The organism is Pseudomonas sp. WOUb67 (assembly GCF_050058005.1).
GTDB classification, from domain to species: domain Bacteria; phylum Pseudomonadota; class Gammaproteobacteria; order Pseudomonadales; family Pseudomonadaceae; genus Aquipseudomonas; species Aquipseudomonas putida_R.
Genome location: NZ_CP170112.1, coordinates 800,769 through 826,611 on the forward strand (window position 1 = coordinate 800,769; position 25,843 = coordinate 826,611).

General features: G+C 63.4%; 24 protein-coding genes and 1 pseudogene. 11 read left to right on the plus strand and 14 right to left on the minus strand.

Features of this window, described 5'->3' with window-relative positions:
• Nucleotides 1-1,542 (plus strand): APC family permease, encoded by a 1,542-nt coding sequence (locus ABOC32_RS03590; RefSeq protein WP_426810151.1) that lies wholly within the window; start codon nt 1-3, stop codon nt 1,540-1,542.
• 135 nt (nt 1,543-1,677) lie between these two features.
• Here the strand turns inward: ABOC32_RS03590 and gmk are convergent, their stop codons facing one another.
• Both gmk and ABOC32_RS03600 read right to left on the minus strand, forming a co-directional pair.
• Nucleotides 1,678-2,298, minus strand: a complete 621-nt coding sequence (gene gmk / locus ABOC32_RS03595) for a guanylate kinase (RefSeq protein WP_426810152.1) — start codon at nt 2,296-2,298, stop codon at nt 1,678-1,680.
• A gap of 13 nt (nt 2,299-2,311) precedes the next feature.
• The gene (locus tag ABOC32_RS03600) at nt 2,312-3,175 is read right to left on the minus strand and encodes a YicC/YloC family endoribonuclease (RefSeq protein ID WP_016489820.1); all 864 of its coding nucleotides are present in this window, start codon (nt 3,173-3,175) and stop codon (nt 2,312-2,314) included.
• Nucleotides 3,176-3,403: 228 nt separating this feature from the next.
• Here ABOC32_RS03600 and rph point away from each other — a divergent pair, with 228 nt between their 5' ends.
• On the plus strand, nt 3,404-4,126 hold the full coding sequence (gene rph / locus ABOC32_RS03605; RefSeq protein ID WP_172229255.1) for a ribonuclease PH: 723 nt from the start codon (nt 3,404-3,406) through the stop codon (nt 4,124-4,126).
• A 61-nt stretch (nt 4,127-4,187) separates the two neighbouring features.
• Here the strand turns inward: rph and ABOC32_RS03610 are convergent, their stop codons facing one another.
• Entirely contained in the window at nt 4,188-4,967 is a 780-nt protein-coding gene (locus ABOC32_RS03610) for an exodeoxyribonuclease III (RefSeq protein WP_003253401.1), read from the minus strand.
• A gap of 80 nt (nt 4,968-5,047) precedes the next feature.
• Here ABOC32_RS03610 and pyrE point away from each other — a divergent pair, with 80 nt between their 5' ends.
• Nucleotides 5,048-5,689, plus strand: coding sequence for an orotate phosphoribosyltransferase (gene pyrE, locus ABOC32_RS03615; protein WP_003253405.1), 642 nt, complete (start codon nt 5,048-5,050; stop codon nt 5,687-5,689).
• 179 nt (nt 5,690-5,868) lie between these two features.
• On the opposite strand, the gene argB is transcribed toward pyrE, so the two are convergent.
• From argB to coaBC, 4 genes and pseudogenes are all read right to left on the minus strand, one after another.
• Entirely contained in the window at nt 5,869-6,774 is a 906-nt protein-coding gene (argB, locus tag ABOC32_RS03620; protein ID WP_004575216.1) for an acetylglutamate kinase, read from the minus strand.
• 30 nt (nt 6,775-6,804) lie between these two features.
• Nucleotides 6,805-8,172 (minus strand): annotated as a pseudogene (locus tag ABOC32_RS03625) (phosphomannomutase/phosphoglucomutase); the annotation flags it as partial.
• 144 nt (nt 8,173-8,316) lie between these two features.
• A complete protein-coding gene (gene dut, locus ABOC32_RS03630; RefSeq protein WP_063422509.1) occupies nt 8,317-8,772 on the minus strand; it encodes a dUTP diphosphatase in 456 nt (151 codons plus the stop codon).
• 5 nt (nt 8,773-8,777) lie between these two features.
• Nucleotides 8,778-9,989, minus strand: a complete 1,212-nt coding sequence (gene coaBC / locus ABOC32_RS03635) for a bifunctional phosphopantothenoylcysteine decarboxylase/phosphopantothenate--cysteine ligase CoaBC (RefSeq protein WP_016489816.1) — start codon at nt 9,987-9,989, stop codon at nt 8,778-8,780.
• Nucleotides 9,990-10,117: 128 nt separating this feature from the next.
• Here coaBC and radC point away from each other — a divergent pair, with 128 nt between their 5' ends.
• Nucleotides 10,118-10,798, plus strand: a complete 681-nt coding sequence (radC, locus tag ABOC32_RS03640; RefSeq protein ID WP_426810153.1) for a RadC family protein — start codon at nt 10,118-10,120, stop codon at nt 10,796-10,798.
• Nucleotides 10,799-11,116: 318 nt separating this feature from the next.
• On the opposite strand, the gene ABOC32_RS03645 is transcribed toward radC, so the two are convergent.
• On the minus strand, nt 11,117-12,724 hold the full coding sequence (locus ABOC32_RS03645) for an ABC transporter substrate-binding protein (RefSeq protein WP_426810154.1): 1,608 nt from the start codon (nt 12,722-12,724) through the stop codon (nt 11,117-11,119).
• A gap of 361 nt (nt 12,725-13,085) precedes the next feature.
• Between ABOC32_RS03645 and rpmB the strand changes: the two genes are divergently transcribed.
• Both rpmB and rpmG read left to right on the plus strand, forming a co-directional pair.
• Nucleotides 13,086-13,322: a 50S ribosomal protein L28 gene (gene rpmB / locus ABOC32_RS03650; RefSeq protein WP_003253504.1), complete on the plus strand. Its 237-nt coding sequence runs from the start codon at nt 13,086-13,088 to the stop codon at nt 13,320-13,322.
• A gap of 11 nt (nt 13,323-13,333) precedes the next feature.
• The gene (rpmG, locus tag ABOC32_RS03655; RefSeq protein ID WP_003253507.1) at nt 13,334-13,489 is read left to right on the plus strand and encodes a 50S ribosomal protein L33; all 156 of its coding nucleotides are present in this window, start codon (nt 13,334-13,336) and stop codon (nt 13,487-13,489) included.
• Nucleotides 13,490-13,560: 71 nt separating this feature from the next.
• Here the strand turns inward: rpmG and ABOC32_RS03660 are convergent, their stop codons facing one another.
• Nucleotides 13,561-13,920 carry a cupin domain-containing protein gene (locus tag ABOC32_RS03660; RefSeq protein ID WP_016502222.1) on the minus strand — a complete coding sequence of 120 codons (360 nt, stop codon included), beginning with the start codon at nt 13,918-13,920 and terminating at the stop codon, nt 13,561-13,563.
• Nucleotides 13,921-14,116: 196 nt separating this feature from the next.
• On the opposite strand from ABOC32_RS03660, the gene ABOC32_RS03665 reads away from it, so the two are divergent.
• Both ABOC32_RS03665 and ABOC32_RS03670 read left to right on the plus strand, forming a co-directional pair.
• Nucleotides 14,117-15,610: an aldehyde dehydrogenase gene (locus ABOC32_RS03665; RefSeq protein WP_426810155.1), complete on the plus strand. Its 1,494-nt coding sequence runs from the start codon at nt 14,117-14,119 to the stop codon at nt 15,608-15,610.
• A 130-nt stretch (nt 15,611-15,740) separates the two neighbouring features.
• Nucleotides 15,741-16,880: an MFS transporter gene (locus tag ABOC32_RS03670; RefSeq protein WP_426810156.1), complete on the plus strand. Its 1,140-nt coding sequence runs from the start codon at nt 15,741-15,743 to the stop codon at nt 16,878-16,880.
• Nucleotides 16,881-16,999: 119 nt separating this feature from the next.
• Here the strand turns inward: ABOC32_RS03670 and ABOC32_RS03675 are convergent, their stop codons facing one another.
• Both ABOC32_RS03675 and ABOC32_RS03680 read right to left on the minus strand, forming a co-directional pair.
• Nucleotides 17,000-18,553, minus strand: a complete 1,554-nt coding sequence (locus ABOC32_RS03675) for a phospholipase D family protein (protein WP_426810157.1) — start codon at nt 18,551-18,553, stop codon at nt 17,000-17,002.
• Between the two features lie 60 nt (nt 18,554-18,613).
• Nucleotides 18,614-20,044, minus strand: coding sequence for a PLP-dependent aminotransferase family protein (locus ABOC32_RS03680; RefSeq protein ID WP_426810158.1), 1,431 nt, complete (start codon nt 20,042-20,044; stop codon nt 18,614-18,616).
• A gap of 178 nt (nt 20,045-20,222) precedes the next feature.
• Between ABOC32_RS03680 and ABOC32_RS03685 the strand changes: the two genes are divergently transcribed.
• Nucleotides 20,223-20,453, plus strand: coding sequence for a DUF1127 domain-containing protein (locus ABOC32_RS03685; RefSeq protein ID WP_016502218.1), 231 nt, complete (start codon nt 20,223-20,225; stop codon nt 20,451-20,453).
• 156 nt (nt 20,454-20,609) lie between these two features.
• Here ABOC32_RS03685 and ABOC32_RS03690 read toward each other — a convergent pair whose 3' ends face one another.
• Nucleotides 20,610-21,938, minus strand: a complete 1,329-nt coding sequence (locus ABOC32_RS03690; protein ID WP_426810159.1) for an NAD(P)/FAD-dependent oxidoreductase — start codon at nt 21,936-21,938, stop codon at nt 20,610-20,612.
• A gap of 133 nt (nt 21,939-22,071) precedes the next feature.
• On the minus strand, nt 22,072-23,319 hold the full coding sequence (locus ABOC32_RS03695) for an IS256 family transposase (protein ID WP_426808794.1): 1,248 nt from the start codon (nt 23,317-23,319) through the stop codon (nt 22,072-22,074).
• 197 nt (nt 23,320-23,516) lie between these two features.
• On the opposite strand from ABOC32_RS03695, the gene ABOC32_RS03700 reads away from it, so the two are divergent.
• A complete protein-coding gene (locus ABOC32_RS03700; protein ID WP_234226300.1) occupies nt 23,517-23,870 on the plus strand; it encodes a YkgJ family cysteine cluster protein in 354 nt (117 codons plus the stop codon).
• Nucleotides 23,871-23,872: 2 nt separating this feature from the next.
• Here ABOC32_RS03700 and dadR read toward each other — a convergent pair whose 3' ends face one another.
• Nucleotides 23,873-24,361, minus strand: coding sequence for a transcriptional regulator DadR (gene dadR / locus ABOC32_RS03705; RefSeq protein WP_003258963.1), 489 nt, complete (start codon nt 24,359-24,361; stop codon nt 23,873-23,875).
• Nucleotides 24,362-24,517: 156 nt separating this feature from the next.
• Here dadR and dadA point away from each other — a divergent pair, with 156 nt between their 5' ends.
• Complete coding sequence (gene dadA, locus ABOC32_RS03710; protein ID WP_086976614.1) at nt 24,518-25,822, plus strand: D-amino acid dehydrogenase; 1,305 nt, start codon at nt 24,518-24,520, stop codon at nt 25,820-25,822.
• Nucleotides 25,823-25,843 lie beyond the last annotated feature (21 nt).

Below are 25,843 nucleotides of genomic sequence, written 5' to 3' on the forward strand. Positions count from 1 at the left end.
ATGAGCAATTATACAGAAGCCGGCCGCCCACCCGATGTGGCGGCCGACGCGGGCAACACCCAACGCGGCAAGGGCCTTGCCAAAGGCCGCCTGGGCCTGCTGGCCAGCGTGGTGCTGGGCATTTCCACCATCGCCCCGGTCTACACCCTGACGGGCGCCCTTGGCCCGACCGTGCGCGAGGTGGGTGCCCACCTGCCCGCCGTGTTCATCGTCGGCTTCCTGCCGATGCTGCTGGTGGCCCTGGGCTACCGCGAACTGAACTCGGCGGAACCGGACAGCGGTACTTCGTTTACCTGGTCGGCGCGTGCCTTCGGCCCGATGATCGGCTGGATCGGCGGCTGGGGGCTGGTGGTCGCCACCACCATCGTGCTGTCGAACCTGGCGGGGGTGGCGGTCGACTTCTTCTACCTGTTCCTTGGCCAGATCACCGGCAAGCATGAGCTGGCAGCGTTGGCCGACAACCTGTTGATCAACATCAGCACCTGTTGCGTGTTCATCGGCCTGGCCGTGTGGATCTGCTGTCGAGGCATTGCCACCACCATGACGGTGCAGTACGGCCTGGTGGCCCTGCAGTTGCTGGTGCTGATCGGCTTTGCCTTCGCCGCCTTCGGCGGCACCACTGCGCCGCCACCGCTGGAGTTCGATTTCGCCTGGTTCAACCCGTTCGGTGTCGAGTCGTTCTCGGCCTTTGCTGCCGGGCTGTCGTTGTCGATCTTCATCTTCTGGGGCTGGGACACGTGCCTGACCGTCAGCGAAGAGTCGGTGGGCAGCGAAGAGGTGCCGGGCAAGGCCGCCACCCTGACCGTGATGTTGATCCTCGGCCTGTACCTGTTCACCGCCATCGCCACCCTGCAGTTTGCCGGTGTCAGCGAAACCGGGCTGGGCCTGAACAACCCGCGCATCCAGGAGAACGTCTTCGCCCACCTGGCCGGCCCGGTCATGGGGCCGCTGGCAATCCTGATGTCCATCGCCGTGCTGGCCAGCACCGCGGCGTCGCTGCAGTCCACCTTCGTGGCGCCGGCGCGCACCCTGTTGGCCATGGGTTACTACGGTGCGGTACCGCAGAAGTTCGCCAGCGTCTGCCCGCGTTCGCAAACCCCGCGCTACGCCACCATCTGCGCCGGCCTGGCGGCAGGCCTGTTCTACGTGACCATGCGTACCCTGAGCGAGAACGTGCTGGCGGATACCATCACCGCGCTGGGCATGATGATCTGCTTCTACTATTCGCTGACCGCGTTCGCCTGCGTCTGGTACTTCCGCGACAGCCTGTTCGACAGCGTGCGCCACTTCATCATGCGTGGCCTGTGCCCGCTGGTAGGTGGGGTGATCCTGTCGGTGATCTTCTCGCGGACCGCCATCGACAGCGCCTCGCCGGACTTCGGCAGTGGCTCGCATGTGGGCGGGTTGGGGCTGGTATTCGTGATTGCCGCGATCATCTCGGTGCTTGGCATCGGGCTGATGATGCTGTCGCGCATGCGCGCGCCGGCGTACTTCCTGGGGGCTACCCTGCGTCAGCAGGCTACCCTGCCGTTGCAGGAATAAAGCAAGGGGCCGCGTTGCGGCCCAATCGCCGGCAAGCCAGCTCCCACAAGATCTCCACAGTTTTCAGGTTCTGTGAGGTACCTGTGGGAGCTGGCTTGCCGGCGATTGGGCTGCAAAGCAGCCCCATGCGGTCTCTCAGGAAAGCAGTTCTTTCAGCAGCCCGCTGTTGCGCTGTTGCTGCTTCTTCAGCACCAACCTGTTCGAGCGGAACACCGCCTTCAAGTCTTCCAGCGCCACGTCGAAATCATCATTGATGATCAGGTAGTCATACTCGTCGTAGTGCACCATCTCGCTGACCGCTTCCTTCATGCGCCCGGCGATGATCTCTTCGCTGTCCTGCCCACGGCCGTCCAGGCGCTGACGCAGCGCTTCCTGGCTTGGCGGCAGGATGAACACCGACAACGCCTGCGGCATCAGCTTGCGCACCTGCTGGGCGCCTTGCCAGTCGATCTCCAGGATCAGGTCATAGCCCTGGTCCAGGGTCTGCTGCAGCGCACTGCGCGAGGTGCCGTAGAAGTTGCCGAACACTTCGGCATGCTCCAGGAAGTCGCCTTGCTGGATCAGCGCCTTGAACTCCTCGTGGACCACGAAGTGGTAGTTCACCCCGTGTTCCTCGCCCGGGCGCATGGCGCGGGTGGTGTGCGAGACCGAGACGCGGATTTGCTGGTCGTCCTTGGTCAGGGCCGTTACCAGGCTGGTCTTGCCGGCGCCCGAAGGGGCCGAAACGATGTAGAGGGTGCCGCTGCTGTGGTTCATGGTCGGGTTGGCCTTACTCGATGTTCTGTACTTGTTCACGCATCTGTTCGATCAATACCTTCAGGTTGACCGCCGCTTGCGTACTGCGTGGGTCGAAGGCCTTGGAGCCGAGGGTGTTGGCTTCGCGGTTGAGTTCCTGCATCAGGAAGTCCAGGCGCCGGCCGGCGGCGCCACCACCCTTGAGCACGCGGCGCACTTCGGTGACGTGGGTGCTGAGGCGGTCGAGTTCTTCGGCCACGTCGCTCTTCTGGGCCAGCAGCACCATCTCCTGCTCCAGGCGCTGCGGGTCGAGCTCGGCCTGCATGTCGCCGAAACGGTCGAGAATCTTCTGCCGCTGCGCGGCCAGCATCTGCGGCACCAGGGCGCGCAGGGTGGTGACTTCGCTGGTCATGTTGTCCAGGCGTTCGTTGATCAGCCGGGCCAGTTCCTGGCCTTCGCGCTGGCGGCCGGCCTTGAGCTCGGCCAGGGCTTCGTCGAACAGGGCCATGGCTTCGGCGTTCAGCGCCTGTGGGTCACTGGTGTCGGCCACCAGCACACCCGGCCACGACAGCACTTCCAGCGGGTTCAGCGGGGCCGGCTGCTTGATCAGGCCGGCCACTTCCTCGGCGGCAGCTACCAGCTGTGCGGCGCGCTCGCGGTCTACCTTCAGCGGCTTGCCGTTGCTGTCTTCATTGAGGCGCAGGGTGCATTCCACCTTGCCGCGCGAAAGGCCCTGGCGCAGGCCTTCGCGCACGGCGCCTTCGAGGTCGCGCAGGGCTTCGGGCAGGCGCAGGTGGGGTTCCAGGTAACGGTGGTTGACCGAACGCAGCTCCCAGATCAGGGTGCCTTGGCTGCCGGCGCGCTCGACACGAGCAAAAGCGGTCATGCTGTGCACCATGGGGAGTACCTCGCGTAGATGAATGAACGGTGGGAGCCTCTCGGCTGCAAGGCGCAGGATTGTAGCGCAGTGGGGCCTCGGCGCCCAATCCACCTATGTTACAGAGGGGTGGCCATGCCAGCAGGAAAAGGCGACGGGCTGTGCCGGGCGCGACAATAGGCATGTCTTCCCCGCGCTGCGGGCTCTATAATGCTCGGCAGATTCAAAGTCCCAGTACAGGTATCCCAGATGAAACGTCCAAGTGGTCGCGCCGCCGATCAGCTCCGCTCGATCCGCATCACCCGCAACTACACCAAGCACGCCGAAGGGTCGGTACTGGTCGAGTTCGGTGACACCAAGGTCATCTGCACGGTCAGCGTGGAAAACGGTGTGCCGCGCTTCCTCAAAGGCCAGGGCCAAGGTTGGCTGACCGCCGAGTACGGCATGCTGCCGCGCTCCACCGGTGAGCGTAACCAGCGCGAAGCCAGCCGTGGCAAGCAAGGTGGCCGCACCCTCGAAATCCAGCGGCTGATCGGCCGTTCGCTGCGCGCCGCGCTGGACATGAGCAAGCTGGGTGACATCACCCTGTATGTCGACTGCGACGTGATCCAGGCCGATGGCGGCACCCGTACCGCGTCCATCACCGGTGCCATGGTTGCCCTGTGCGACGCCTTGGCGGTGATCAAGAAGCGCGGCGGCCTGAAGGGCGGCAACCCGCTCAAGCACATGATCGCTGCCGTGTCGGTGGGCATGTACCAGGGCGAAGCCGTGCTCGACCTGGACTACCCGGAAGACTCCGCTGCCGAAACCGACCTGAACGTGGTAATGACCAGCGCCGGTGGTTTCATCGAAGTGCAGGGCACCGCCGAAGGCGCGCCGTTCCAGCCTGAAGACTTCAACGCCATGCTGGCGCTGGCGCAAAAAGGCATGAACGAGATCTTCGAACTGCAGCAGGCCGCGCTGGCTGACTGACTGTTCCTGTAGATACGAAAAAGCCGACATCGATGTCGGCTTTTTCGTGTCTGAGCAGCACTCAGATGGTCAACGTCCAGTCATAGTCCACGATCAGCGGCGCATGCTGGGAGAAGCGCGGCTGACGCGGCAGGCGGGCGTTGCGCACGAAGCGGCGCAGGCCCGGGGTAAGGATCTGGTAGTCGAACCGGTAGCCCAGGTTGAGCATCTCGGCCTGCTCGTTGTCCGGCCACCAGCTGTACTGGTCGCCTTCACGGCTGACTTCACGTAGGGCATCGACGTAACCCATCTCGCCGGTAATCGCATCCATCCAGGCGCGTTCCGGCGCCAGGAAGCCCGGCGACTGCTGGCTGTCACGCCAGTTCTTGATGTCGAGCTTCTGCTGCGCCACGTAGAACGAGCCGCAATAGATGTATTCGCGACGTTTGCGACGCTGTTTGTCCAGGTACTTGGCGAAGTCGTCCATCAACTTGAACTTCTGGTTCAAGTCTTCGTCGCCGTTCATGCCCGAAGGCAGCAGCAGGCTGGCAATACTGACTTTGTCGAAATCTGCTTGCAGGTAACGCCCGTAGCGGTCGGCTGTCTCGAAGCCCAGGCCGGTGATGACTGCCTTGGGCTGCATGCGCGAGTAAAGGGCCACACCACCTTGGGCAGGCACCTCCGCGTCGCAGGCATAAAGGAAATAGCCATCGAGCTGGAAAGCTGGGTCATCGAGTTCAAAGGCCGAGGCGCGGGTATCCTGAAGGCAGATGACGTCGGCATTCTGGGCTTGTAGCCAGCTGAGCAAACCACGCTCGGCCGCAGCCTGAATGCCATTTACGTTCACACTGATGATCCGCATAAATGGCCCCAAAAATCTCGTGCGTGTATGATACCCGAGCTCAACCCATTTAGCTAAATCCGTGGTGTCCGGGACTATTCATGCAGCCGTATCAGCGCGACTTTATCCGTTTTGCCATCGATCGCGGGGTACTGCGTTTCGGTGAATTCACCCTGAAATCGGGGCGTACCAGCCCGTATTTCTTCAATGCCGGCCTGTTCAACACCGGTTCTGCATTGGCCGAGCTGGGGCGGTGCTATGCCGCAGCCATCGTCGACAGCAAGATCCCGTTCGACGTGCTGTTCGGCCCGGCCTACAAGGGTATCCCGCTGGCGGCGACCACTGCCGTGGCCCTTGCCGATCAGCATCAGCTCGATGTGCCATGGTGCTTCAACCGCAAGGAAGCCAAGGACCACGGCGAAGGCGGCAGCCTGGTCGGGGCGCCGCTGGCCGGTGATGTGCTGATCATCGACGACGTGATCACCGCCGGTACCGCTATCCGCGAGGTCATGCAGATCATCAACGCCCAGCAGGCCAAGGCCGCTGGCGTGCTGATCGCGCTGAACCGCGAAGAGCGCGGCAATGGCGAGCTGTCGGCGATCCAGGAAGTGGAACGCGACTTCGGTATCCCGGTGGTCAGCATCGTTTCGCTGACCCAGGTGCTGGAGTTCCTGGCCGATGACCCGCAGCTCAAGCAGCATCTGCCAGCTGTCGAGGCTTACCGGGCGCAGTACGGGATCTGATCCTGGCCTGGAAATGAAAAAGGCGACCCTTCATGAGGGTCGCCTTTTTTTGTGTCGCCTGCCCCGGCCTCTTCGCGGGTAAACCCGCTCCCACAGGATCACCACAGCCGTCAAAGGCGGTGCTATCCCTGTGGGAGCGGGTTTACCCGCGAAGAGGCCGGAGCAGGCTAACCCACCAATCAGCGTGGCTTGCGATTGGTAATCAGGGTACCCACGCCGCTGTCGGTGAAGATCTCCAGCAGCACCGCGTTCGGTACGCGGCCGTCGATGATGTGCGAGCTGTTCACGCCGCCCTGCACCGCATCCAGCGCGCACTTGATCTTCGGCAGCATGCCGCCGTAGATGGTGCCGTCGGCGATCAGCTCGTTGACCTGCTCGGTGGTCAGGCCGGTCAGTACCTGGCCCTGCTTGTCCATCAGGCCGGCGATGTTGGTCAGCAGCATCAGCTTCTCGGCCTTCAGCGCCTCGGCCACCTTGCCTGCAACCAGGTCGGCGTTGATGTTGTACGACTCACCGTTGGCGCCCACGCCGATCGGTGCGATCACCGGGATGAAATCACCCTTCACCAGCATGTTCAGCAGGTCGGTGTTCACGCTCACCACTTCGCCCACGTGGCCGATGTCGATGATTTCCGGGGTGGTCATCTCGGGCGTCTGGCGGCTGACGGTCAGCTTGCGGGCGCGGATCAGCTCCGCGTCCTTGCCGGTCAGGCCGATGGCACTGCCGCCGTGACGGTTGATCAGGTTGACGATGTCCTTGTTGACCTGGCCACCCAGCACCATCTCCACCACGTCCATGGTCGCCGAGTCGGTGACGCGCATGCCGTCGATGAAGTGGCTTTCGATCGACAGGCGCTTGAGCAGGTCGCCGATCTGCGGGCCACCACCGTGGACCACCACCGGGTTGATGCCCACAGCCTTCATCAGCACGATGTCACGGGCGAAGCCTGTTTTCAGCTCCTCGCTTTCCATCGCGTTGCCGCCGTACTTGATCACCAGGGTCTTGCCGACAAAGCGGCGGATGTAAGGCAGTGCTTCGGACAAAACCTCGGCTACATGGGAAGCGGCATCGCGATCGAGGGTCATGCAGGGCTCCTGTAAGGAACAGATAGTCGGTCAGAACGGCAGTTGCAGCTCAGGCTCAACCCGCAGCAACTGGGTACGGAAAACATCCTTGATACGTTGCAACTCGGCGTCGCTGTCGGCCTCGAAGCGCAGCACCAGCACCGGCGTGGTGTTGGAGGCGCGAACCAGGCCCCAGCCGTGGGGGTAGTCGACCCGCACACCGTCGATGGTGGTCAGGCTGGCTTCGCCCCAGTCGGCGTCGCGTTGCAGTGCATCAATGATGCTGAATTTACCCTCGTCGGTCACATCAATATTGATTTCCGGCGTGGAAATATCGTTCGGGAAGGCGGCAAACAGGTTTTCGGCGCTCTGCCCGGCCTTGCTGAGGATCTCCAGCAGGCGCGCGGCGCTGTAGATACCGTCGTCAAAACCGTACCAGCGTTCCTTGATGAAGATGTGACCGCTCATTTCGCCGGCCAGCAGCGACCCGGTCTGTTTCATCTTCTTCTTGATCAACGAATGACCGGTCTTCCACATCAGTGCGCGGCCACCTAGCTGTTCGATCAGCGGGGTCAGGCGACGGGTGCATTTGACGTCGAAGATGATCTCGGCGCCCGGGTTGCGTGCCAGCACGTCCTGGGCAAACAGCATCAGCAGGCGGTCGGGGTAGACGATGCTGCCGGTGTTGGTCACCACGCCGACGCGGTCGCCGTCACCGTCGAAGGCCAGGCCGATATCGGCGCCGGTTTCCTTGACCTTGGCGATCAGGTCTTCGAGGTTTTCTGGCTTGCCCGGGTCCGGGTGGTGGTTGGGGAAGTTGCCGTCGACCTCGCAGAACAGCGGGATCACTTCACAGCCCAGGGCTTCGATCAGTTGCGGTGCGACCACGCCGGCAGCGCCGTTGCCGCAGTCCACCACCACTTTGAGTTTTTTGGCCAGTTTCACGTCGCCGACGATCTGCCGGAAATAGCGGTCCAGGATCTCGACCTTTTCAACGCGGCCTTCGGCCAGGGTCAGGTCGTTGGTCTTCAGGCGGGTCAGCAGGGCCTGGATCTGTTCGTTGGCCAGGGTGTCGCCGGCGATGACGATCTTGAAACCGTTGTAGTCCGAGGGGTTGTGGCTGCCGGTCAGCATCACGCCCGACTTGCCCGCCAGCACGTTGGCCGCGTAGTACAGCGCCGGGGTGGGCACCAGGCCGACGTCGCTGACCTGGCAACCGGCATCGACCAGGCCCTTGATCAGCTGTTCGACGAGCATCGGGCCCGACAGGCGGCCATCGCGGCCTACAGAAACCTGCGGTTCACCCTGGGCCAGGCTCTGCGCGCCGATAGCGCGGCCGACCCAGTAGGCGGTCTCGGCGTGGAGGGTTTTGCCGACCACGCCGCGAATGTCATACGCGCGGAAAATGCTGTCGGGCAGTGCGGCGGGGACCAGGTGGGCCATGTCGTTCATCTCTGGAAGCTCCATTAGTCAAAGGCTTTCTGGGCAGGCGCAAATTGAACGCTTGGACGGTGGTTTCGCCAGAGAGTTCGCCATCCTTGGCCTGAACGGTCGTCTGTCGGCTCAGTGGCTGCCGGAGTGACCGAAGCCGCCAGCGCCACGCTGGCTTTCATCGAACGCTTCGACGATGTCGAAATGAGCCTGTACCACCGGGACCAGCACCAGCTGGGCGATACGTTCGCCAACCGCGATGGTGAACGGCGTGTTGCCACGGTTCCAGCACGACACCATCAGCTCGCCCTGGTAGTCCGAGTCGATCAGGCCGACCAGGTTACCCAGCACGATGCCGTGCTTATGGCCCAGGCCCGAGCGCGGCAGGATCATCGCTGCCAGGCCCGGGTCGCCGATGTAGATCGACAGGCCGGTAGGGATCAGCAGGGTCTGGCCGGGCTCCAGGACAGTGTCCTCCTTGAGCAGGGCGCGCAGGTCCAGGCCGGCGGAGCCGGGGGTGGCATAGGCCGGCAGGGGGAATTCGGTACCCAGGCGTGGGTCGAGGATCTTGGCTTGAAGAGCGTGCATGTAACTTATTGAACCTGATTGAGCCGATCGGCAATGAAGGCGACCAGTTGCCGGGCGATCTTGCCCTTGCTGGTCTGCGCGAAGAGGGTCTGGTGTTGCTGGCGGTCGATCACGGTCAAGGCGTTTTCTTCGCTGTTGAAGCCGATGCTGGGGTTGGCCACATCATTGGCGACGATCAGGTCGAGGTTCTTGTCCTTGAGCTTGCGCGTGGCGTAATCGAGCAAGTGTTCGGTTTCGGCGGCAAAGCCGACGCTGAACGGGCGGTCGCTGCGGCCAGCAATGGTGGCAAGGATATCGGGATTGCGCACCATCTGCAGCAGCATGCCGTCGCCGGTCGTAGGATCTTTCTTCAGTTTTTGTGTGGCAACCACTTCCGGGCGGTAGTCCGCAACCGCGGCAGAGGCGATGAACAGGTCACACGGCATGGCCGCTTCACAGGCCGCGAGCATGTCCCGCGCGCTGACCACGTCGATACGGCTGACCCGGTCGGGGGTTGGCAGGTGCACAGGGCCGGTGACGAGGGTGACCCGAGCCCCGGCCTCGGCGGCCGCTTCGGCCAGGGCGAAGCCCATCTTGCCGGAGCTATGATTGGTGATGTAGCGCACCGGGTCGATGTTTTCCTGGGTAGGGCCGGCGGTGATCAGCACGTGCTTGCCGGTCAGTGCCTGGCGCTTGAAGCTTTCGGCGGCGCACCAGGCCAGGTCGGTGGCTTCGAGCATGCGGCCCAGGCCCACGTCGCCACAGGCCTGGCTGCCGGATGCCGGGCCGAACACCTGGATGCCACGGCTCTTGAGCAGTTCGAGGTTGGCCTGGGTGGCCGGGTCGCGCCACATGGCCTGGTTCATGGCCGGGGCCACGGCGACGGTGGCGTCGGTGGCCAGCACCAGGGTGGTCAGCAGGTCGTCGGCCATGCCTTGGGCCATGCGCGCCATGAGGTCGGCCGTTGCCGGGGCGATCAGCACGAGGTCGGCCCACTTGGCCAGTTCGATATGGCCCATGGCCGCTTCGGCGGCAGGGTCGAGCAGGTCCATGTGCACCGGGTGGCCCGACAGCGCTTGCAGGGTCAGCGGGGTGATGAACTCGGCACCACCACGGGTCATGACGACGCGCACCTGCGCGCCGTGCTCCAGGAGACGGCGAATCAGCTCGGCGCTTTTGTAGGCGGCAATGCCGCCACCTACGCCGAGGACGATGCGCTTGCGATACAGCCGCTGCATAGGCTTGCCTTTTTCCAGTGAGAGCGGGCGGCGACGTTTGAAATTGCCTGCGGCAGTACGTCGCATGTACGAGGCGAAATAGATTAACACAGGGTCGAAATGGGCCGCAGCAAGGGCAGGGGGCGGGGATGAATATCAGGGAATGGCCGGCGCAGGAACGGCCGCGGGAGAAGTTGCTGCTGCGCGGGGCTGCAGTGCTGACGGATGCCGAATTGCTTGCCGTGCTGCTGGGTTCTGGCGTTGCCGGGCGCAATGTGCTGGACCTTGCGCGGGGGTTGCTGGTGCGTTTTGGCGGGCTGAGGCCGTTTCTGGAGGCCGATCGCCAAGCCGTGCTGCGCGAGCCGGGCATTGGGACGGTGAAGTACGCACAGCTTCAGGCGCTTCTGGAGATCGGTCGGCGGTATCTGGATGAGAACATCAAGCGCGCAGAGGCTCTGGATGGGCCAGCTGCGGTGCGGCGTTATCTCAAGGCCATGTTGCGACATGAGGCCAGTGAAGTGTTCGGATGCCTGTTCCTGGACACCAAGCACCGGCCGCTGGCGTTCGAGATCCTGTTCAGGGGCACGATAGACAGGGCGAGTGTCTACCCGCGGGAGGTGGTGCGGCGGGCATTGCTGCACAACGCGGCGGCGTTGATCCTGTGCCACAACCACCCTTCGGGCAACAACGAGCCCAGCCAGGACGATGTGCACCTGACCTTGTCGCTGAAGCGGGGGTTGGCATTGATCGATGTGCGGGTGCTGGACCACATCATCGTGGGGGATGGTGAACCGTTATCGATGATGGAGCAGGGGTGGATTGTGGCTTAGGCAGGTCAATGCGATCAGGGCTGCAAGGTGCTTGTCATGAGGAGTGTGGTGCCTGGGAGATCGAGCGCCGCCCGCGCGGCGCATCGCGAGCTGCGCTCGCTCCTACGTTTGTTTAGGGCCAGTCATGCCTGTGCCAGGCGCGCGCGACCGTCTTGTTTGTACGACGCGATATCGCGCCATGCGCTAAGGCATTCGCGCGAAAATCCCACTGGAAAATTGGCCCGAAACAAACGTAGGAGCGAGCGCAGCTCGCGATGCGCCGCGCGGGCGGCGCTCGATCTCCCAAGCGCCGCAACCCTCAAGACAGGCGCTCCAAACTCACGGGGTCACCGACACCTTGCTGAAATCCAGCCGCCCGAACGGGCTCACCTGGTACCCCTCGACGCCCTTGCGCAGCAGGGTCGCCGCCTTCGGGTGCGCCAGCGGTACCCACAGCGCCTGTTGCTGGATCAGCGTCTGCGCCTGCTGGTACAGCCGGCTGCGCACACTCTGGTCGTTGGTGGTGCGCCCGGCGCTGATCAGCTGGTCCAGGCGGTTATCGCAGAAGCGCGCAAAGTTGGTCCCCGACTCAACCGCAGCGCAGGAAAACTGCGGGCTGAGGAAGTTGTCCGGGTCGCCGTTGTCGCCCGCCCAGCCCATGAACAGCAGGTCATGCTCACCGGCCTTGGCGCGGCGGATCAGCTCGCCCCATTCGATCACGCGGATCTCGGCCTTGACGCCGATCTTGGCCAGGTCGGCCTGCAGCATCTGCGCGCCAAGGCTGGGGTTGGGGTTGAGCAGGCTGCCCGACGGGCGGGTCCAGAGGGTGGTGCTGAAGCCATCGCCCAGCCCGGCCTTGGTCAGCAGGGCCTTGGCTTTCTTCAGGTCCAGCGGGTAGCCGGGCAGGTCCTTGGCATAGCTCCAGGTGCTGGGCGGGTAGGGGCCGTTGGCGGCCACTGCGGAGCCTTCGAACACGGCCTTGAGGTAGGCCTGCTTGTCGAACGCCAGGTTGATGGCCTGGCGCACTTCCGGCTTGTCCAGTGGCGGGTGCTGGCTGTTGATGGCGACGAAGGCGGTCATGAAGGCCGGGGTGGTGGCCACCTTGAGGTTGTCATCCTTGCCTGCTTCGGCAATGTCCAGCGGCTTGGGCGACAGGGCCACCTGGCACTCGCCACGCTTGAGCTTCTGCAGGCGCACGTTGGCATCGGTGGTGATGGCGAAGATCAGCGGGTCGACCGCGGGCTTGCCGGCAAAGTAGTCAGGGTTGGCGCGATAGCGCACCACGGCGTCTTTCTGGAAGCGCTGGAAGACGAACGGCCCGGTGCCGATCGGCTGGTTGTTGAGCTTCTCGGGCGTGCCGGCCTTCAGCAGCTTGTCGGCATATTCGGCGGAGTAGATCGAGGCGAAGCCCATGCTCAGCGTGGCCAGGAACGTGGCGTCCGGGTGGCTGAGGGTAAAGCGCACGGTGTTTGGCGCCGGGGCCTCGATTGCCTTGATCAGGCTGCCCAGTTGCAGCGACTGGGCATGCGGGTAGCCACCCGCTGCGGTCTTGTGCCAGGCATGGGCGGGGTAGAGCATGCGCTGGAAGCTGAACAGCACATCGTCGGCGTTCAGCTCACGGCCTGGCTTGAAGTAGGGGGTGGTGTGGAATTTCACGCCGTCGCGCAGGGTGAAGTCATACACCAGGCCGTCGGCCGACACCGTCCAGCTGGCTGCCAGGCTCGGCACCACCTTGCCTTGCGCCGCGTCGAACTCCACCAGGCGGTTCATCAGCACGTCAGCCGTGGCGTTGGTGGTGGTCAGCGAGTTGTACTGCACCACGTCGAAGCCTTCGGGGCTGGCTTCGCTGCAAACGCTCAGCGGCGCGGCCAGGGCTGCGCCGGCAGCGAAAAGAGCGCCGGCGGCGAACAGAGAGTTGAACAATAAGGAAAGGGCGGCAGCACGCATGGTGGCTCCTTGGCTGTCGGTGGCCCATCTGCCAGTGCAGTCTGGAAAAGGCCTACCCTAGTGTGCCTGCCGGTAAATGACCACACCCTTTTTTACAAATCTGGCGACGAGCGGTCGACGGCTGACGGGGCCTGCCGCTATGCTGGCCCGGCGCGTTCTGGCTTGCGGCAATGTGTATCTACTGTTGTTGCAGGCAAGTCTTTCTGGTATAAAGCAGCGCTCTTTTCTAGGGGCTCGGCCTGTCGCATAAGCGGATCCGGTCGATAAGACCTCCAGAATCACGGCGCCCTGGCGCCAAAGACTGAGAGATTAAGCGGCCAACCCATGCCGGGTTGGGCATGTGGTTTTAGAGGGCTGAGTCATGTCGAGAGTCTGTCAAGTTACTGGTAAGGGTCCAGTAACCGGGAACAACATTTCCCACGCAAACAACAAAACCCGTCGTCGTTTCCTGCCGAACCTGCAGCACCACCGTTTCTGGGTTGAATCCGAGAAGCGTTTCGTGCGTCTGCGCGTTTCCGCCAAGGGCATGCGTATCATCGACAAGCGCGGCATCGACGCCGTTCTGGTTGACATCCGTAAAGCTGGCGCCAAGGTTTAAGGGAGAACATCATGCGTGAATTGATCCGTCTGGTTTCGAGTGCCGGTACCGGCCACTTCTACACCACCGACAAGAACAAGCGCACCACCCCGGACAAAATCGAGATCAAGAAATATGATCCGGTTGTTCGCAAGCACGTGGTGTACAAGGAAGCCAAGATCAAGTAATTGATCGGCGACCTGAAAAAAACCCGCATCCGAAAGGACGCGGGTTTTTTTATGGCTGCACGGGCCTCAGATCATTTCTGCTCGAACATCACATAGATCTTGCGGCAAGGCTCCAGCACCTCCCAGGTGCCCTTGAAGCCGGCCGGGATGACAAACCGATCACCGGTACGCAGGGTCTTGGCACCGCCGTCCTGGTCGCGCAGCACCGAAACGCCATGGACGATCTCGCAGTACTCGTGCTCGGTGTAGTTCACCGTCCACTGCCCCACCTCGCCTTCCCACACGCCCGCGGCAAACTGCCCGCAAGGGCTGGAGTAGTGGTTATAGACCGCTTGGTCTGGCTCGCCCTTGAGGATTTTTTCCGCCGCCGGGCGGTAGCGTTCGGCCTCGGTGATGACCTGCGCGAAGTCGATGATGCTGTCGATTCTCATGGTGCGGCTCCTGTTGTTGTTTAATAAAATGAACATCAGTAGGCTTTTGAGCCTTTCGTGTCAAATATATTGATAGTTTACACCGGCTGGTTTAGGGTATCGCTTGCCAGTGTGCGCTCGTCGCCCGGCCAGAATTCTGACAACGCCTGTGAGTCCTCAGTGCGGCGTTGCACCTAAACAAGAGGAGGAGTTTCGTATGACTACCCTGACCCGTGCGGACTGGGAACAACGTGCCCAGCAACTGAAGATCGAAGGCCGCGCCTTCATCAACGGCGAATACACCGATGCCGCATCCGGTGAAACCTTCGAGTGCCTGAGCCCGGTCGACGGACGCTTCCTGGCCAAGGTTGCCAGCTGCGACCTGGCCGATGCCAACCGCGCTGTGGAAAACGCCCGCGCCACCTTCAATTCCGGTGTGTGGTCGCAACTGGCTCCGGCCAAGCGCAAGGCCAAGCTGATCCGCTTCGCTGACCTGCTGCGCAAGAACGTCGAAGAGCTGGCGCTGCTTGAAACCTTGGACATGGGCAAGCCGATTGGCGACTCCTCCAGCATCGACATTCCAGGTGCCGCCCAGGCCATTCACTGGACTGCCGAAGCCATCGACAAGGTCTACGATGAAGTCGCCCCGACCCCGCACGACCAGCTTGGCCTGGTGACCCGCGAAGCCGTGGGTGTGGTCGGTGCCATCGTACCGTGGAACTTCCCGCTGCTGATGGCATGCTGGAAGCTCGGCCCGGCGCTGGCCACCGGTAACTCGGTGGTGCTCAAGCCGTCCGAAAAATCGCCGCTGACCGCCATCCGCATCGCCCAACTGGCGATCGAAGCCGGCATCCCGGCTGGTGTGCTGAACGTGCTGCCAGGTTACGGCCACACCGTGGGCAAGGCCCTGGCCCTGCACATGGACGTCGACACTTTGGTGTTCACAGGTTCCACCAAGATCGCCAAGCAGCTGATGGTGTATGCGGGCGAATCGAACATGAAGCGCATCTGGCTGGAAGCCGGTGGCAAGAGCCCGAACATCGTCTTCGCCGACGCGCCGGACCTGCAAGCTGCCGCCGAGGCCGCTGCCAGCGCCATCGCCTTCAACCAGGGCGAAGTGTGCACCGCAGGCTCGCGCCTGCTGGTCGAGCGTTCGATCAAGGACAAGTTCCTGCCGATGGTGGTCGAGGCCCTGAAAGGCTGGAAGCCAGGCAACCCGCTGGACCCACAGACCACGGTCGGTGCCCTGGTCGACACCCAGCAGATGAACACCGTGCTGTCGTACATCGAAGCGGGCCACCAGGATGGCGCCAAGCTGCTGGCCGGCGGCAAGCGCACCCTGGAAGAGACTGGCGGTACCTACGTGGAACCGACCATCTTCGACGGCGTGACCAACGCCATGCGCATTGCCCAGGAAGAAATCTTCGGCCCAGTGCTGTCGGTGATCGCCTTCGACACTGCCGAAGAAGCCATCGCCATTGCCAACGACACGCCATACGGCCTGGCCGCTGGCATCTGGACGTCGGACATTTCCAAGGCCCACAAGACCGCCCGTGCCGTGCGCGCTGGCAGCGTCTGGGTGAACCAGTACGACGGCGGCGACATGACCGCACCGTTCGGTGGCTTCAAGCAGTCGGGCAACGGCCGTGACAAGTCGCTGCATGCGCTGGAGAAATACACCGAGCTGAAGGCGACCTGGATCAAGCTGTAATCGTAAGGGGCCGCTTTGCGGCCCATTCGCGGCACAAGGCCGCTCCTACAGGGATATGCGTTCCCCTGTAGGAGCGGCCTTGTGCCGCGAATGGGCTGCAAAGCAGCCCCAAGAATTCAAGAGGTCAAGGATGCGTTGGGGTACCTACTTCGCCGTACTGGCATCGGTGCTCAGCGTCGGGCTGGCCCTCGGCGTGAGCATGCCGCTGGTGTCCCTGCGCCTGGAGGCCTGGGGCTACGGCAGCTTTGCCATCGGCGTGATGGCGGCGATGCCGGCGTTGGGCGTACTGGCGGGTGCCAGCTTGGCCAGCCGCCTGGCAGGCTGGGTTGGCGTACCTTCGGCGATGCGCCTGTGCCTGTGGGGTGGGGCGCTGTCGATCGGCCTGCTCGCCCTGCTGCCCAGCTACCCGTTGTGGCTGCTGCTGCGGCTGATGATCGGCATGTCCCTGACCGTGGTGTTCATCCTCGGTGAAAGCTGGATCAACCAGCTGGTGGTCGAGCAGTGGCGTGGCCGCCTGGTGGCGCTGTACGGCAGCAGCTACGCCCTTAGCCAGCTGGCCGGGCCTTTGGTGCTGGGCTTCCTCGGCTCCGATGACGACTTTGGCTTCTGGGCCGCGACGGGGCTGCTGCTGGTCGCGCCGCTGATCCTGCTGGGGCGTGGCGGTGCGCCGAGCACGGAAGCTTGCAACGTTACCTTCCGCGACCTGTTCGCGTTCTGCCGGCGTTTGCCGGTAATCGCCTGGGCCATTGCCCTGTTCGCTTCGTTCGAGGCGATGATCCTCACCTTGCTGCCGGTGTACTGCCTGCAGCAGGGCTTCACCACCGAGATCGCCCTGTTCATGGTCAGTACCGTGGTGGTGGGGGATGCAGTGCTGCAACTGCCAATTGGCGCGCTGGCCGACCATATGTCGCGGCGCACCCTGTTCACCGGCTGCGCGGTAACGCTGCTGGTGTCCAGCCTGGCGATTCCGCTGTTGCTGCATACCCCGGCGATCTGGCCGTTGTGGGTGCTGTTCGGGGCCAGTGCAGGGGGCTTGTTCACCTTGTCGCTGGTGCTGATTGGCGAGCGCTACCGGGATGATGCGCTGGTGCGGGCCAACGCCCATGTGGCGCAGCTGTGGGGTATTGGTTGCCTGCTCGGGCCGTTGCTGGCGGGGGCGGGGAGCCAGTGGATCAGCGGGCATGCGTTGCTGTTCCTGATGGCTGCAGGGGCTGCCGGGCTGGTGGTGTTGACCCAGCGGCGTGGGGCTTTTGAGGCTGTGTCAGCCTGATGGATTTTGGGGCCGCCTTGCGGCCCATCGCCGGCAAGCCAGCTCCCACAGGTTCTCCATAGGCCTTGAATACTGTGCAGTCCCTGTGGGAGCTGGCTTGCCGGCGATGAGGCCATCAACTACAACATCTTCTCCAAGCCAACCGCCTTGCTGATCCACGCATTGAACCGCCGCCACAGCCCACCCGGTTCAGACGTCAGCACATGCCGCTGGCCATTGTCCTCGGTCGCCCACACCAGCTTGCCCCCCGCCAGCTTAACCTGGTAACTCAACGCAGGCGCCATACCCTGCTGGGCCAGCTCGCGGGTGTACTCCGCCAGCTCCGGGCTGTCCACCAGCACCCCGACCTCGGTGTTCCACAACACGGAGCGCGGGTCGAAGTTGAACGAGCCGATGAAGGTCTTGCGCCGGTCGAACACGATCGCCTTGGTGTGCAGGCTCGAATCCGAGCTACCGCGGAAACTCAGCCGCCCCGCGCTGGGGTCGCCTGGCTGGCGGCGAAGCTCGTAAAGCTCCACCCCGTGCTCAAGCAACGCCCGGCGATAGGGCGCATAGCCGCCATGCACCGCCGGCACGTCGGTGGCTTCCAGCGAGTTGGTCAGCAGCTTCACCGAAACGCCGGCGTCGGCGCGGCCGGTCAGGTACAGCAGCCCAGGTTCGCCCGGCACAAAGTAGGCCGATGCCAGGATCAGCTCGCGGTGCACGTTGGCCAGGTCAGGCGCCAGTTGCTGGCTCAGCAGCAGTTGCGGGTCCGGTTCGTCGTCGGCCAACACCTTGCTCGGGGCATCCCATAACGCCTGGGCGTGCGCCCAGATCAGCTCGTTGCGCCACACGTCCAGGCGCGGTTGCGACTGGTAGGCCATCAAGCGGTCGTACAGGGCTTTGCGCTGGGTGCGCGCCTCGGCCAGGGACACTTCCAGGCGGTGGCGGCTGGCCCGCAGGTCGTTGGCATCCGGGTCATGCCAGAGGAAGTCGGTGATCGGCCTGCTGAGGGCGCTGTTCCAGTACTGGTCGAAGCTGTGCCTCAGCTGCTCGGCCACCGGGCCTACGCCCAGCAGGTCGATGTCGGTGAAGTTGAGGTTGGGCTCGGCATCGAAATACTCGTCGCCCAGGTTACGCCCGCCGACAATCGCCATGCTGTTGTCCACCAGGAACAGCTTGTTGTGCATGCGCCGGTGCTGGCGCGACAGGTTGAACAGCCGGCCCATGGCGCGCGTTACGCCCGTGCTGCGGCCCAGGTGCAGCGGGTTGAACACGCGGATCTGGATGTTGGGGTGGGCATCGAGGGTGCCCATGATGGTGTCCAGGCCATCGCTGGTGGTGTCGTCCAGCAGGATGCGCACACGCACGCCACGGTCGGCGGCACGCAGCAGTTCATGCACCAGGGCGCGGGTGCTGAGGCCGTCGTGGACGATGTAGTACTGCAGGTCGATGCTGGCCTGGGCGTTGCGGATCAGTTCGGCACGGGCGCGGAACGCTTCATTGCTGTTGGGCAGCAGGCGAAAGCCCGAGCGGCCGCCGTAGGGGGCTGCCTGGCGAAGCACCGAGCGGCCAAAGGCGGAGTCGTTGGCGGGCAGCGCCTGGCTGGTTTCCCGGGGCGTGCCGACGCTGGCACAGCCGGCAAGGCCGAGCAGCAGCACCAGCAACAGAGGCAAGGCTCGCTGGAGTGTCAAAGGTGGATCGTCCTGTGCAGCAAGGGCTTTAGGGGTTGGACCGTGGCGGGCGGCGCAAAGTTACGCGTCGGCGCTTTCTTCATCCAGTAGACGAAGGGCGGTTTCACCTACCTTGCGCACGGCGGCCTCGATCTGCGGCGTCGGCCGCGCGGCGAAGTTCATGCGCAGGCAATGGCGAAACTTGCCCGAGGCCGAGAAGATGCTGCCCACGGCAACCTGTACACCCTGCTCCAGTAAAGCCCGGTTCAGGCGCAGCGTGTCGAAATGTTCGGGTAATTCCACCCACAGCATGAAGCCACCCTGGGGGCGGCTGACCCGGGTGCCCGCTGGAAAGTAGCGGGTTACCCATTCGCTCATCAGGTCTCGGCCACGCTGGTACTGGCTGCGCATGCGCCGCACGTGGGGCTGGTAGTGCCCGCCGGCGATGAAGTCGGCAATGGCCAGCTGCGGTTGGCTGGCGCTGCTGCCGGTGCTGATGTACTTCATGTGCAGCACCCGCTCCAGGTAGCGCCCGGGTGCCACCCAGCCGACCCGCAGGCCCGGGGCGAGGGTCTTGGAAAACGAGCTGCAGAACAGCACGCGGCCATCGTCGTCGAACGACTTGAGGGTACGCGGGCGCGGGTAGGTGTAGGCCAGGTCGCCGTAGACATCGTCCTCCAGAATCGCCACATCGTAGCGCTGGGCCAGGCTGAGGAGAGCCTTCTTGCGCGCCTCGGGCATGATGTAGCCGAGCGGGTTGTTGCAACTGGGGGTGATCTGGATGAGCTTGATCGGCCACTGTTCCAGGGCCAGCTCCAGCGCCTCCAGGCTGATGCCGGTAACCGGGTCGGTAGGGATTTCCAGCGCCTTCATGCCCAGGCCCTTCAGGGTTTGCATGGCGCCGTGGAAGCTGGGCGAATCGACCGCGACGATGTCGCCTGGCTCGCAGACCGCGCGAATGCTGCACGACAACGCCTCGTGGCAGCCGGTGGTCACGACCAGGTCGGCCGGGCTCAGGCGGCAGCCGGAGTCGAGCATCAGCCGGGCCACCCGCTCACGCAGGGCCAGGTTGCCGTGGATGTTGTCGTAATACAGGCCCGGCATGTCCTGCCGCCGGCTCAACTGCGCCAGGCTGCGCAGCAGCGGCTTGAGGGTGGGGCTGTTGATGTCGGGCATGCCACGGCCGAGCTGCACCACATCCTGGCGCGGCGTGCTGCGTATCAGCTCCAGCACCTGCTCCCATTGCGAGATGTCCACCGGGCGCTGGGCCGGGCGGCTGACCGCGGGCAGGGCGGGCAGGTGGCGATGGTCGCTGACGAAGTAGCCGGACTTGGGGCGGGGCGAGACCATGCCGCTGTCTTCCAGCATGCGATAGGCCTGCTGCACGGTGCTCAGGCTGACCCCGTGTTCCACGCTGAGCGCGCGTACCGAGGGCAAGCGCTGGCCGGGGCGGTAGAGGCCCTGCTCGATGCGGGCGCCGAGCAGTTCGGCCAGGTTCAGGTAGAGGGTCACGGCATACTCCTGCGCTGCATTGGCATAGCGACCGGTACAGTTTGGCTGAAAATACAGCATTCAGTCGGCCGACGGCCAATTCTGTATGGGAATAATAAGGCTGTATTGGATCTGTATTGTCGATGGTGCCGACGCGCATCCTTTCTCCACGGTATCAACTGAACGGGAGGGTGCGGTGATGGGTGGCATGAGCGATGTGCGCTTGCAACTGATGGCCAGGGAGCTGGAAGCCGGGCAGCAGGCCAAGGTATTCAACGCGCCGGAAGGGCTTGGGCGTTGGGGGCTGATGCTGCATCGCTGGCACACCCGCAGGGCGCTGTTGCAACTGACGGATGACGAGTTGCGCGATGTCGGGCTGAGCTGGGAGCAGGCCCGTACAGAAGGGCGTAAACCCTTCTGGAAGGACTGATCAACGTGACCCTGCGCGGTCAGTGTAGGAGCGGCCTTGCGCCGCGAAAGGGGTGCGAAGCGCCCCCAGTATTTCAGCTTCGCCACTGATATCGCTGGGGCCGCTTTGCGGCCCTTTCGCGGCGCAAGGCCGCTCCTACATTGACCGCGCCAGTTGTCAGGCCAGCTCTTTGAGCCTGTGCCACAGCATCCCCAACGCCAGCAGCGGCGAGCGCAGGTGCTTGCCGCCGGGGAAGGTGATATGCGGCACCTTGGCGAACAGATCGAAACGCCCGCTTTCCTGGCCACTGATGGCCTCGCCCAGCAGGCGCGCGGCCAGGTGGGTGGCGTTGAGCCCATGGCCTGAGTAGGCCTGGGCGTAATACACGTTCGGCTGGCTGGCCAGGCGGCCAACCTGCGGCAGGCGGTTGGCACCGATGCCGATCATGCCGCCCCACTGGTAGTCGATACGCACGTCGGCCAGTTGCGGGAACACCTTGAGCATCTTCGGCTGCATGTAGGCGGCGATGTCTTTCGGGTCGCGGCCGGAATAGTGGCAGGCACCGCCGAACAGCAGGCGGTGGTCGGCGGACAGGCGGTAGTAATCCAGCGCCACGCGCTGGTCACACACCGCCATGTTCTGCGGCAGCAAAGCGCGGGCGCGTTCTTCGCCCAACGGCTCGGTGGCGATGATGTAGCTGCCGGCCGGCAGCACCTTGCCGCCCAACTCGCGGTTGAGGCCGTTGAGGTAGGCGTTGCAGCACAGCACCAGGGTCTTGGCGCGTACCCGGCCCTGGGCAGTATGCACCTGCACTTCGGGGCCGTAGTCGATGCGGGTAACCTCGGACTGCTCGAACAGCTTAACGCCCAGGCGGCTGGCCACGGCGGCTTCACCCAAGGCCAGGTTGAGCGGGTGCAGGTGGCCGGAGCCCATGTCCACCAGCCCGCCCACATAGCAGTCGGCGCCGACCACGCTGTGGATATCGTCCTTGCCGACCAGCCGCAACTCATGCGCGTAACCCAGGCTGCGCAGTTCTTCGGCGTCTTCGGCAAAGCCCGGCAACTCGGCGGGTTTGTTGGCCAGGTCGCAGTAGCCCCAGGTCAGGTCACAGGCGATTGCATGCTTTTCGACCCGTTCGCGCACGATCTGCACGGCCTCCAGGCCCATCAGCTTCATGCTGCGCACGCCTTCCTCGCCAATTACCGGCAGGAACTGCTCCAGGCCGTGGCCGACGCCGCGGATCAATTGCCCGCCGTTGCGCCCGCTGGCGCCCCAGCCCAGTTTGCGCGCTTCCAGCAGGATGACCGAAAAGCCGCGTTCGGCCAGCTCGATGGCAGTGTTCAGGCCCGAGTAGCCGCCGCCGACGATGCATACATCGGCGCTGTGTTCGCCTTGCAGGAAGGAGTGGTCGGGGTGTGGCGCGCTGCTGGCGGCGTAGTAGGAGGCGGCGTGCTGCGCGCTGCTGGCGGCGTAGTAGGAGGCGGCGTGCTGCGCGCTGTGGATCATGGGGTTGGTCCTGGGGCTGGTGGGCTAGGGGAGGAGGATAAGCCGGGGTAGGGTGGTGGGCAATAAGGCGAGGGACTGTCAGATTTTTTGTGTGCGGGCCGGTAACGGCCTGCCGTTAGGCAGGCCCTGATTTTCACCAGGTTGGCCTGATGAACCGATCTCCGTACAGAATCGCAAATTGATTCATCGCGCTTTTCCAATCATGGGCCGGTTTTCCCCAATTGGCTGTTATGTTGCGCAATCCCAGCCAAATCAGTTTGGTCGCTGCATCATCATTCGGGAAATGCCCGCGAGTCTTGATGACCTTGCGTAGCTGGGCGTTGATGCTCTCGATGGCGTTGGTGGTGTAGATCACCTTCCGGATGGCGGGCGGGAAAACAAAGAATGGAATCACGCGATCCCAAGCCCGTCGCCAAGCAGCCACCACCGTTGGATATTTCTCACCCCATGGCCCGTTCTCGAACTCATTGAGTGCCTGCTCAGCCGCTTCGGCATTGATGGCTTGGTAAATCGGCTTTAGCTCCTTGGCCAGAGCCCGCCGCTTGTCCCAGGCTGCGTATTCCAGGCTGTTGCGGATCAGGTGCACGATGCACGTCTGCAACGTCGTCTCTGGAAACACCGCACTGAGGGCCTCCGGCATGCCTTTGAGGCCATCGGTCACGGCAATCAGCACATCTTCGACACCACGCGTTTTGAGATCGTTAAAGACCTTCATCCAGAACTTCGCACCCTCGGTGTTCTCGATCCAGATGCCCAGGATGTCACGCGTCCCGTCGGGTAGAACGCCCAAAGCCAAGTAAATGGCTTTGTTGCGCACCAGGCCTTCTTCGCGAATCTTCACCCGCAGCGCATCAAAGAAAATGACCGGGTACATCGGCTCCAGTGGCCGCTGTTGCCACGCGCCAATTTCTTCCATGACCTCGTCTGTTACAGAGCTGATGAAGTCGGGTGAAACGTCGGTGCCGTATTGCTCGGACAGAAATGCCCGGATCTCTCTGACCGTCATTCCCCGGGCGTACATGGCGATGATCTTGTCATCGAAACCGGTGTACCGCCGCTCATGCTTAGGAATCAGGATGGGCGCAAAACTGCCGTCTCGGTCGCGAGGAATTTCCAGTCGCAGCGGGCCATCGCCGGTCAAAACCGTCTTGCTACTCTTGCCGTTACGCTGATTGGTTTCATCCTCTGGGCGCTGCGCGCCCGGCGGATAACCTAGGTGGTGGCCAAGCTCGGCATGCAGAGCACGTTCGATCAGGGCCTTCTTGAATGCCGCAGAGGCATCCTCGATAGCTTCTGCGGTCATCAGGCCCTCACCGAACTGCTCCAGCAGCTCTTTGGGGATTTTGGGCAGGTCACGCAAGGGTTTCTTTTTGGTTGGCATACATGCACCTCTTACTCATGTTATGCCCGAACACAAAATTTCTGACACCCTCTAAGGCGAGGGCGGCGCCCTCGTTCGCGGGCTCGCCCGCTCCCACAGGTACTGTGCAATCTTGAGACGTACGGGTTACCTGTGGGAGCGGGCAAGCCCGCGAATGGGCTTATAATCCAACTCATCCATCAGCTTTGTACTTGGCCATGTCCTGCAACCGCCACAAAATCCACTTCCTGCGCGAACTCATTCCCTCGTTCGAGTGCGAGCCCGGCTGCCACGACTGCTGCGGCCCGGTTACCACGTCGGCGGAAGAAATGGCCCGCCTGCCGCGCAAGTCCCAGGCCGAGCAGGAAGCCGCGCTGGAGCGCCTGGACTGCGTGCACCTGGGCCCCGACGGTTGCACGGTGTACGAAGAGCGCCCGATGATCTGCCGCCTGTTTGGCACCACGCCACGCATGGCCTGCCCGCGTGGCCGTGGCCCTGAGCCGATGATCGAGCCTGCTGCCGAGCAGCTCGTGCACCAGTTCATTGCCACCACCCGCCAGGTGCTGGTCTAGCCTCAGTCCGGGATCGGCAGGCAGAGGCTTTCTTTCACCTCCTCCATCACGATGTAGCTCTTCGACTCGCGCACGTGCGGCAGCTTCAGCAGGATGTCGCCAAGCAGCTTGCGGTACGACGCCATCTCCGAAATACGCGCCTTTACCAGGTAGTCGAAGTCACCCGATACCAGGTGGCATTCCAGTACGTGGGGCAGCTTCAACACTGCGCGGCGGAACTCCTCGAAGGTGTCGCCCGACTTGTAGTCCAGGCTGATTTCCACGAACACCAGCAGGCTGCCCTTCAGGTGCTGCGGGTTCAGGCGGGCGTTGTAGCCCATGATGATGCCCTCGCGCTCCAGGCGTCGAACCCGCTCGGTGCAAGGGGTGGTGGACAGCCCAACTTTCTCGCCCAGTTCGGTGAAGGAAATACGCCCGTCATTCTGCAGGATCCGCAGGATGTTACGGTCGATCTTGTCCAGTTCACGCTTGCTCTGGTGCTGGGTTCTCATAGGGGATGCCCCTCCGTGAAAGGCGATTTTGCCGAGAATTCTCGCCAATAATAGGCTTTTATATAGTGAATTGCACTGGTCTCAAATTCCTATACTGCGCCCATTCATGCCATATCAATAAAAGTCTGCGGCGTGCCGCGTGTGAGGGATATAACGATGCGAGTTCTGGTACTTGGTAGCGGTGTAATCGGAACCGCCAGTGCCTATTACCTGGCCCGGCAAGGTTTCGAAGTCACGGTGGTCGACCGCCAGCCGGCGGTGGCCATGGAAACCAGCTTTGCCAACGCCGGCCAGATCTCGCCCGGCTATGCCTCGCCCTGGGCCGCCCCAGGCGTGCCGCTGAAGGCCATCAAGTGGCTGCTGGAGCGCCACGCGCCCCTGGCCATCAAGCTTACCGGCGACGTCGACCAGTACCTGTGGATGGCGCAGATGCTGCGCAACTGCACCGCCAGCCGTTACGCGGTGAACAAGGAGCGCATGGTGCGCCTGTCCGAGTACAGCCGCGACTGCCTTGACGAACTGCGCGCCGAAACCGGTATTGCCTACGAAAGCCGCTCCCTGGGTACCACCCAGTTGTTCCGCACCCAGGCCCAGATGGATGCCGCGGCCAAGGACATTGCCGTGCTCGAGCAGTCTGGCGTGCCTTACGAACTGCTGGACCGCGATGGCATTGCCCGCGTCGAACCGGCCCTGGCTGGCGTGAAGGACATTCTGGCCGGCGCCCTGCGTCTGCCTAACGACCAGACCGGCGACTGCCAGCTGTTCACCACCAAGCTCGCCGAAATGGCCATCAACCTGGGTGTGGAGTTCCGTTTTGGCCAGGACATCCAGCGCCTGGACTTCGCCGGCGACCGCATCAATGGCGTGTGGATCGACGGCAAGCTGGAAACCGCCGACCGCTACGTGCTGGCGCTGGGCAGCTACTCGCCGCAAATGCTCAAGCCGCTGGGCATCAAGGCGCCGGTGTACCCGCTGAAGGGCTACTCGCTGACCGTGCCGATCACCAACGGCGACATGGCCCCGACTTCGACCATTCTCGACGAAACCTACAAGGTGGCGATTACCCGTTTCGACAACCGTATACGGGTTGGCGGCATGGCTGAAATCGCCGGTTTTGACCTGTCGCTGAACCCGCGTCGGCGCGAAACGCTGGAGATGATCGTCAACGACCTTTATCCTCGTGGCGGTGACCTGAGCCAGGCCAGCTTCTGGACCGGCCTGCGCCCGGCTACCCCGGACGGTACGCCGATCGTGGGTGCCACGGCGTTCCGCAACCTGTTCCTGAACACCGGTCACGGTACCCTGGGCTGGACCATGGCGTGCGGCTCCGGTCGCCTGCTGGCCGACCTGATTGCGCGCAAGAAGCCGCAGATCAGTGCCGAAGGCCTGGACATTTCCCGTTATGGCAACAGCCCGGAAGTGGCCAAGCACGGGCAGACCGCGCCGGTTCACCAGCAGTAATAGCCTGTACTGGCCTCATCG

Excerpts from the sequence above, each read along its gene's own strand:
- ABOC32_RS03590 (WP_426810151.1), top strand. The coding sequence starts at position 1 with ATGAGCAATTATACAGAAGCCGGCCGCCCACCCGATGTGGCGGCCGAC.
- gmk (WP_426810152.1), bottom strand. The coding sequence starts at position 2,298 with ATGAACCACAGCAGCGGCACCCTCTACATCGTTTCGGCCCCTTCGGGC.
- ABOC32_RS03600 (WP_016489820.1), bottom strand. The coding sequence starts at position 3,175 with ATGGTGCACAGCATGACCGCTTTTGCTCGTGTCGAGCGCGCCGGCAGC.
- rph (WP_172229255.1), top strand. The coding sequence starts at position 3,404 with ATGAAACGTCCAAGTGGTCGCGCCGCCGATCAGCTCCGCTCGATCCGC.
- ABOC32_RS03610 (WP_003253401.1), bottom strand. The coding sequence starts at position 4,967 with ATGCGGATCATCAGTGTGAACGTAAATGGCATTCAGGCTGCGGCCGAG.
- pyrE (WP_003253405.1), top strand. The coding sequence starts at position 5,048 with ATGCAGCCGTATCAGCGCGACTTTATCCGTTTTGCCATCGATCGCGGG.
- argB (WP_004575216.1), bottom strand. The coding sequence starts at position 6,774 with ATGACCCTCGATCGCGATGCCGCTTCCCATGTAGCCGAGGTTTTGTCC.
- dut (WP_063422509.1), bottom strand. The coding sequence starts at position 8,772 with ATGCACGCTCTTCAAGCCAAGATCCTCGACCCACGCCTGGGTACCGAA.
- coaBC (WP_016489816.1), bottom strand. The coding sequence starts at position 9,989 with ATGCAGCGGCTGTATCGCAAGCGCATCGTCCTCGGCGTAGGTGGCGGC.
- radC (WP_426810153.1), top strand. The coding sequence starts at position 10,118 with ATGAATATCAGGGAATGGCCGGCGCAGGAACGGCCGCGGGAGAAGTTG.
- ABOC32_RS03645 (WP_426810154.1), bottom strand. The coding sequence starts at position 12,724 with ATGCGTGCTGCCGCCCTTTCCTTATTGTTCAACTCTCTGTTCGCCGCC.
- rpmB (WP_003253504.1), top strand. The coding sequence starts at position 13,086 with ATGTCGAGAGTCTGTCAAGTTACTGGTAAGGGTCCAGTAACCGGGAAC.
- rpmG (WP_003253507.1), top strand. The coding sequence starts at position 13,334 with ATGCGTGAATTGATCCGTCTGGTTTCGAGTGCCGGTACCGGCCACTTC.
- ABOC32_RS03660 (WP_016502222.1), bottom strand. The coding sequence starts at position 13,920 with ATGAGAATCGACAGCATCATCGACTTCGCGCAGGTCATCACCGAGGCC.
- ABOC32_RS03665 (WP_426810155.1), top strand. The coding sequence starts at position 14,117 with ATGACTACCCTGACCCGTGCGGACTGGGAACAACGTGCCCAGCAACTG.
- ABOC32_RS03670 (WP_426810156.1), top strand. The coding sequence starts at position 15,741 with ATGCGTTGGGGTACCTACTTCGCCGTACTGGCATCGGTGCTCAGCGTC.
- ABOC32_RS03685 (WP_016502218.1), top strand. The coding sequence starts at position 20,223 with ATGGGTGGCATGAGCGATGTGCGCTTGCAACTGATGGCCAGGGAGCTG.
- ABOC32_RS03690 (WP_426810159.1), bottom strand. The coding sequence starts at position 21,938 with ATGATCCACAGCGCGCAGCACGCCGCCTCCTACTACGCCGCCAGCAGC.
- ABOC32_RS03695 (WP_426808794.1), bottom strand. The coding sequence starts at position 23,319 with ATGCCAACCAAAAAGAAACCCTTGCGTGACCTGCCCAAAATCCCCAAA.
- ABOC32_RS03700 (WP_234226300.1), top strand. The coding sequence starts at position 23,517 with ATGTCCTGCAACCGCCACAAAATCCACTTCCTGCGCGAACTCATTCCC.
- dadR (WP_003258963.1), bottom strand. The coding sequence starts at position 24,361 with ATGAGAACCCAGCACCAGAGCAAGCGTGAACTGGACAAGATCGACCGT.
- dadA (WP_086976614.1), top strand. The coding sequence starts at position 24,518 with ATGCGAGTTCTGGTACTTGGTAGCGGTGTAATCGGAACCGCCAGTGCC.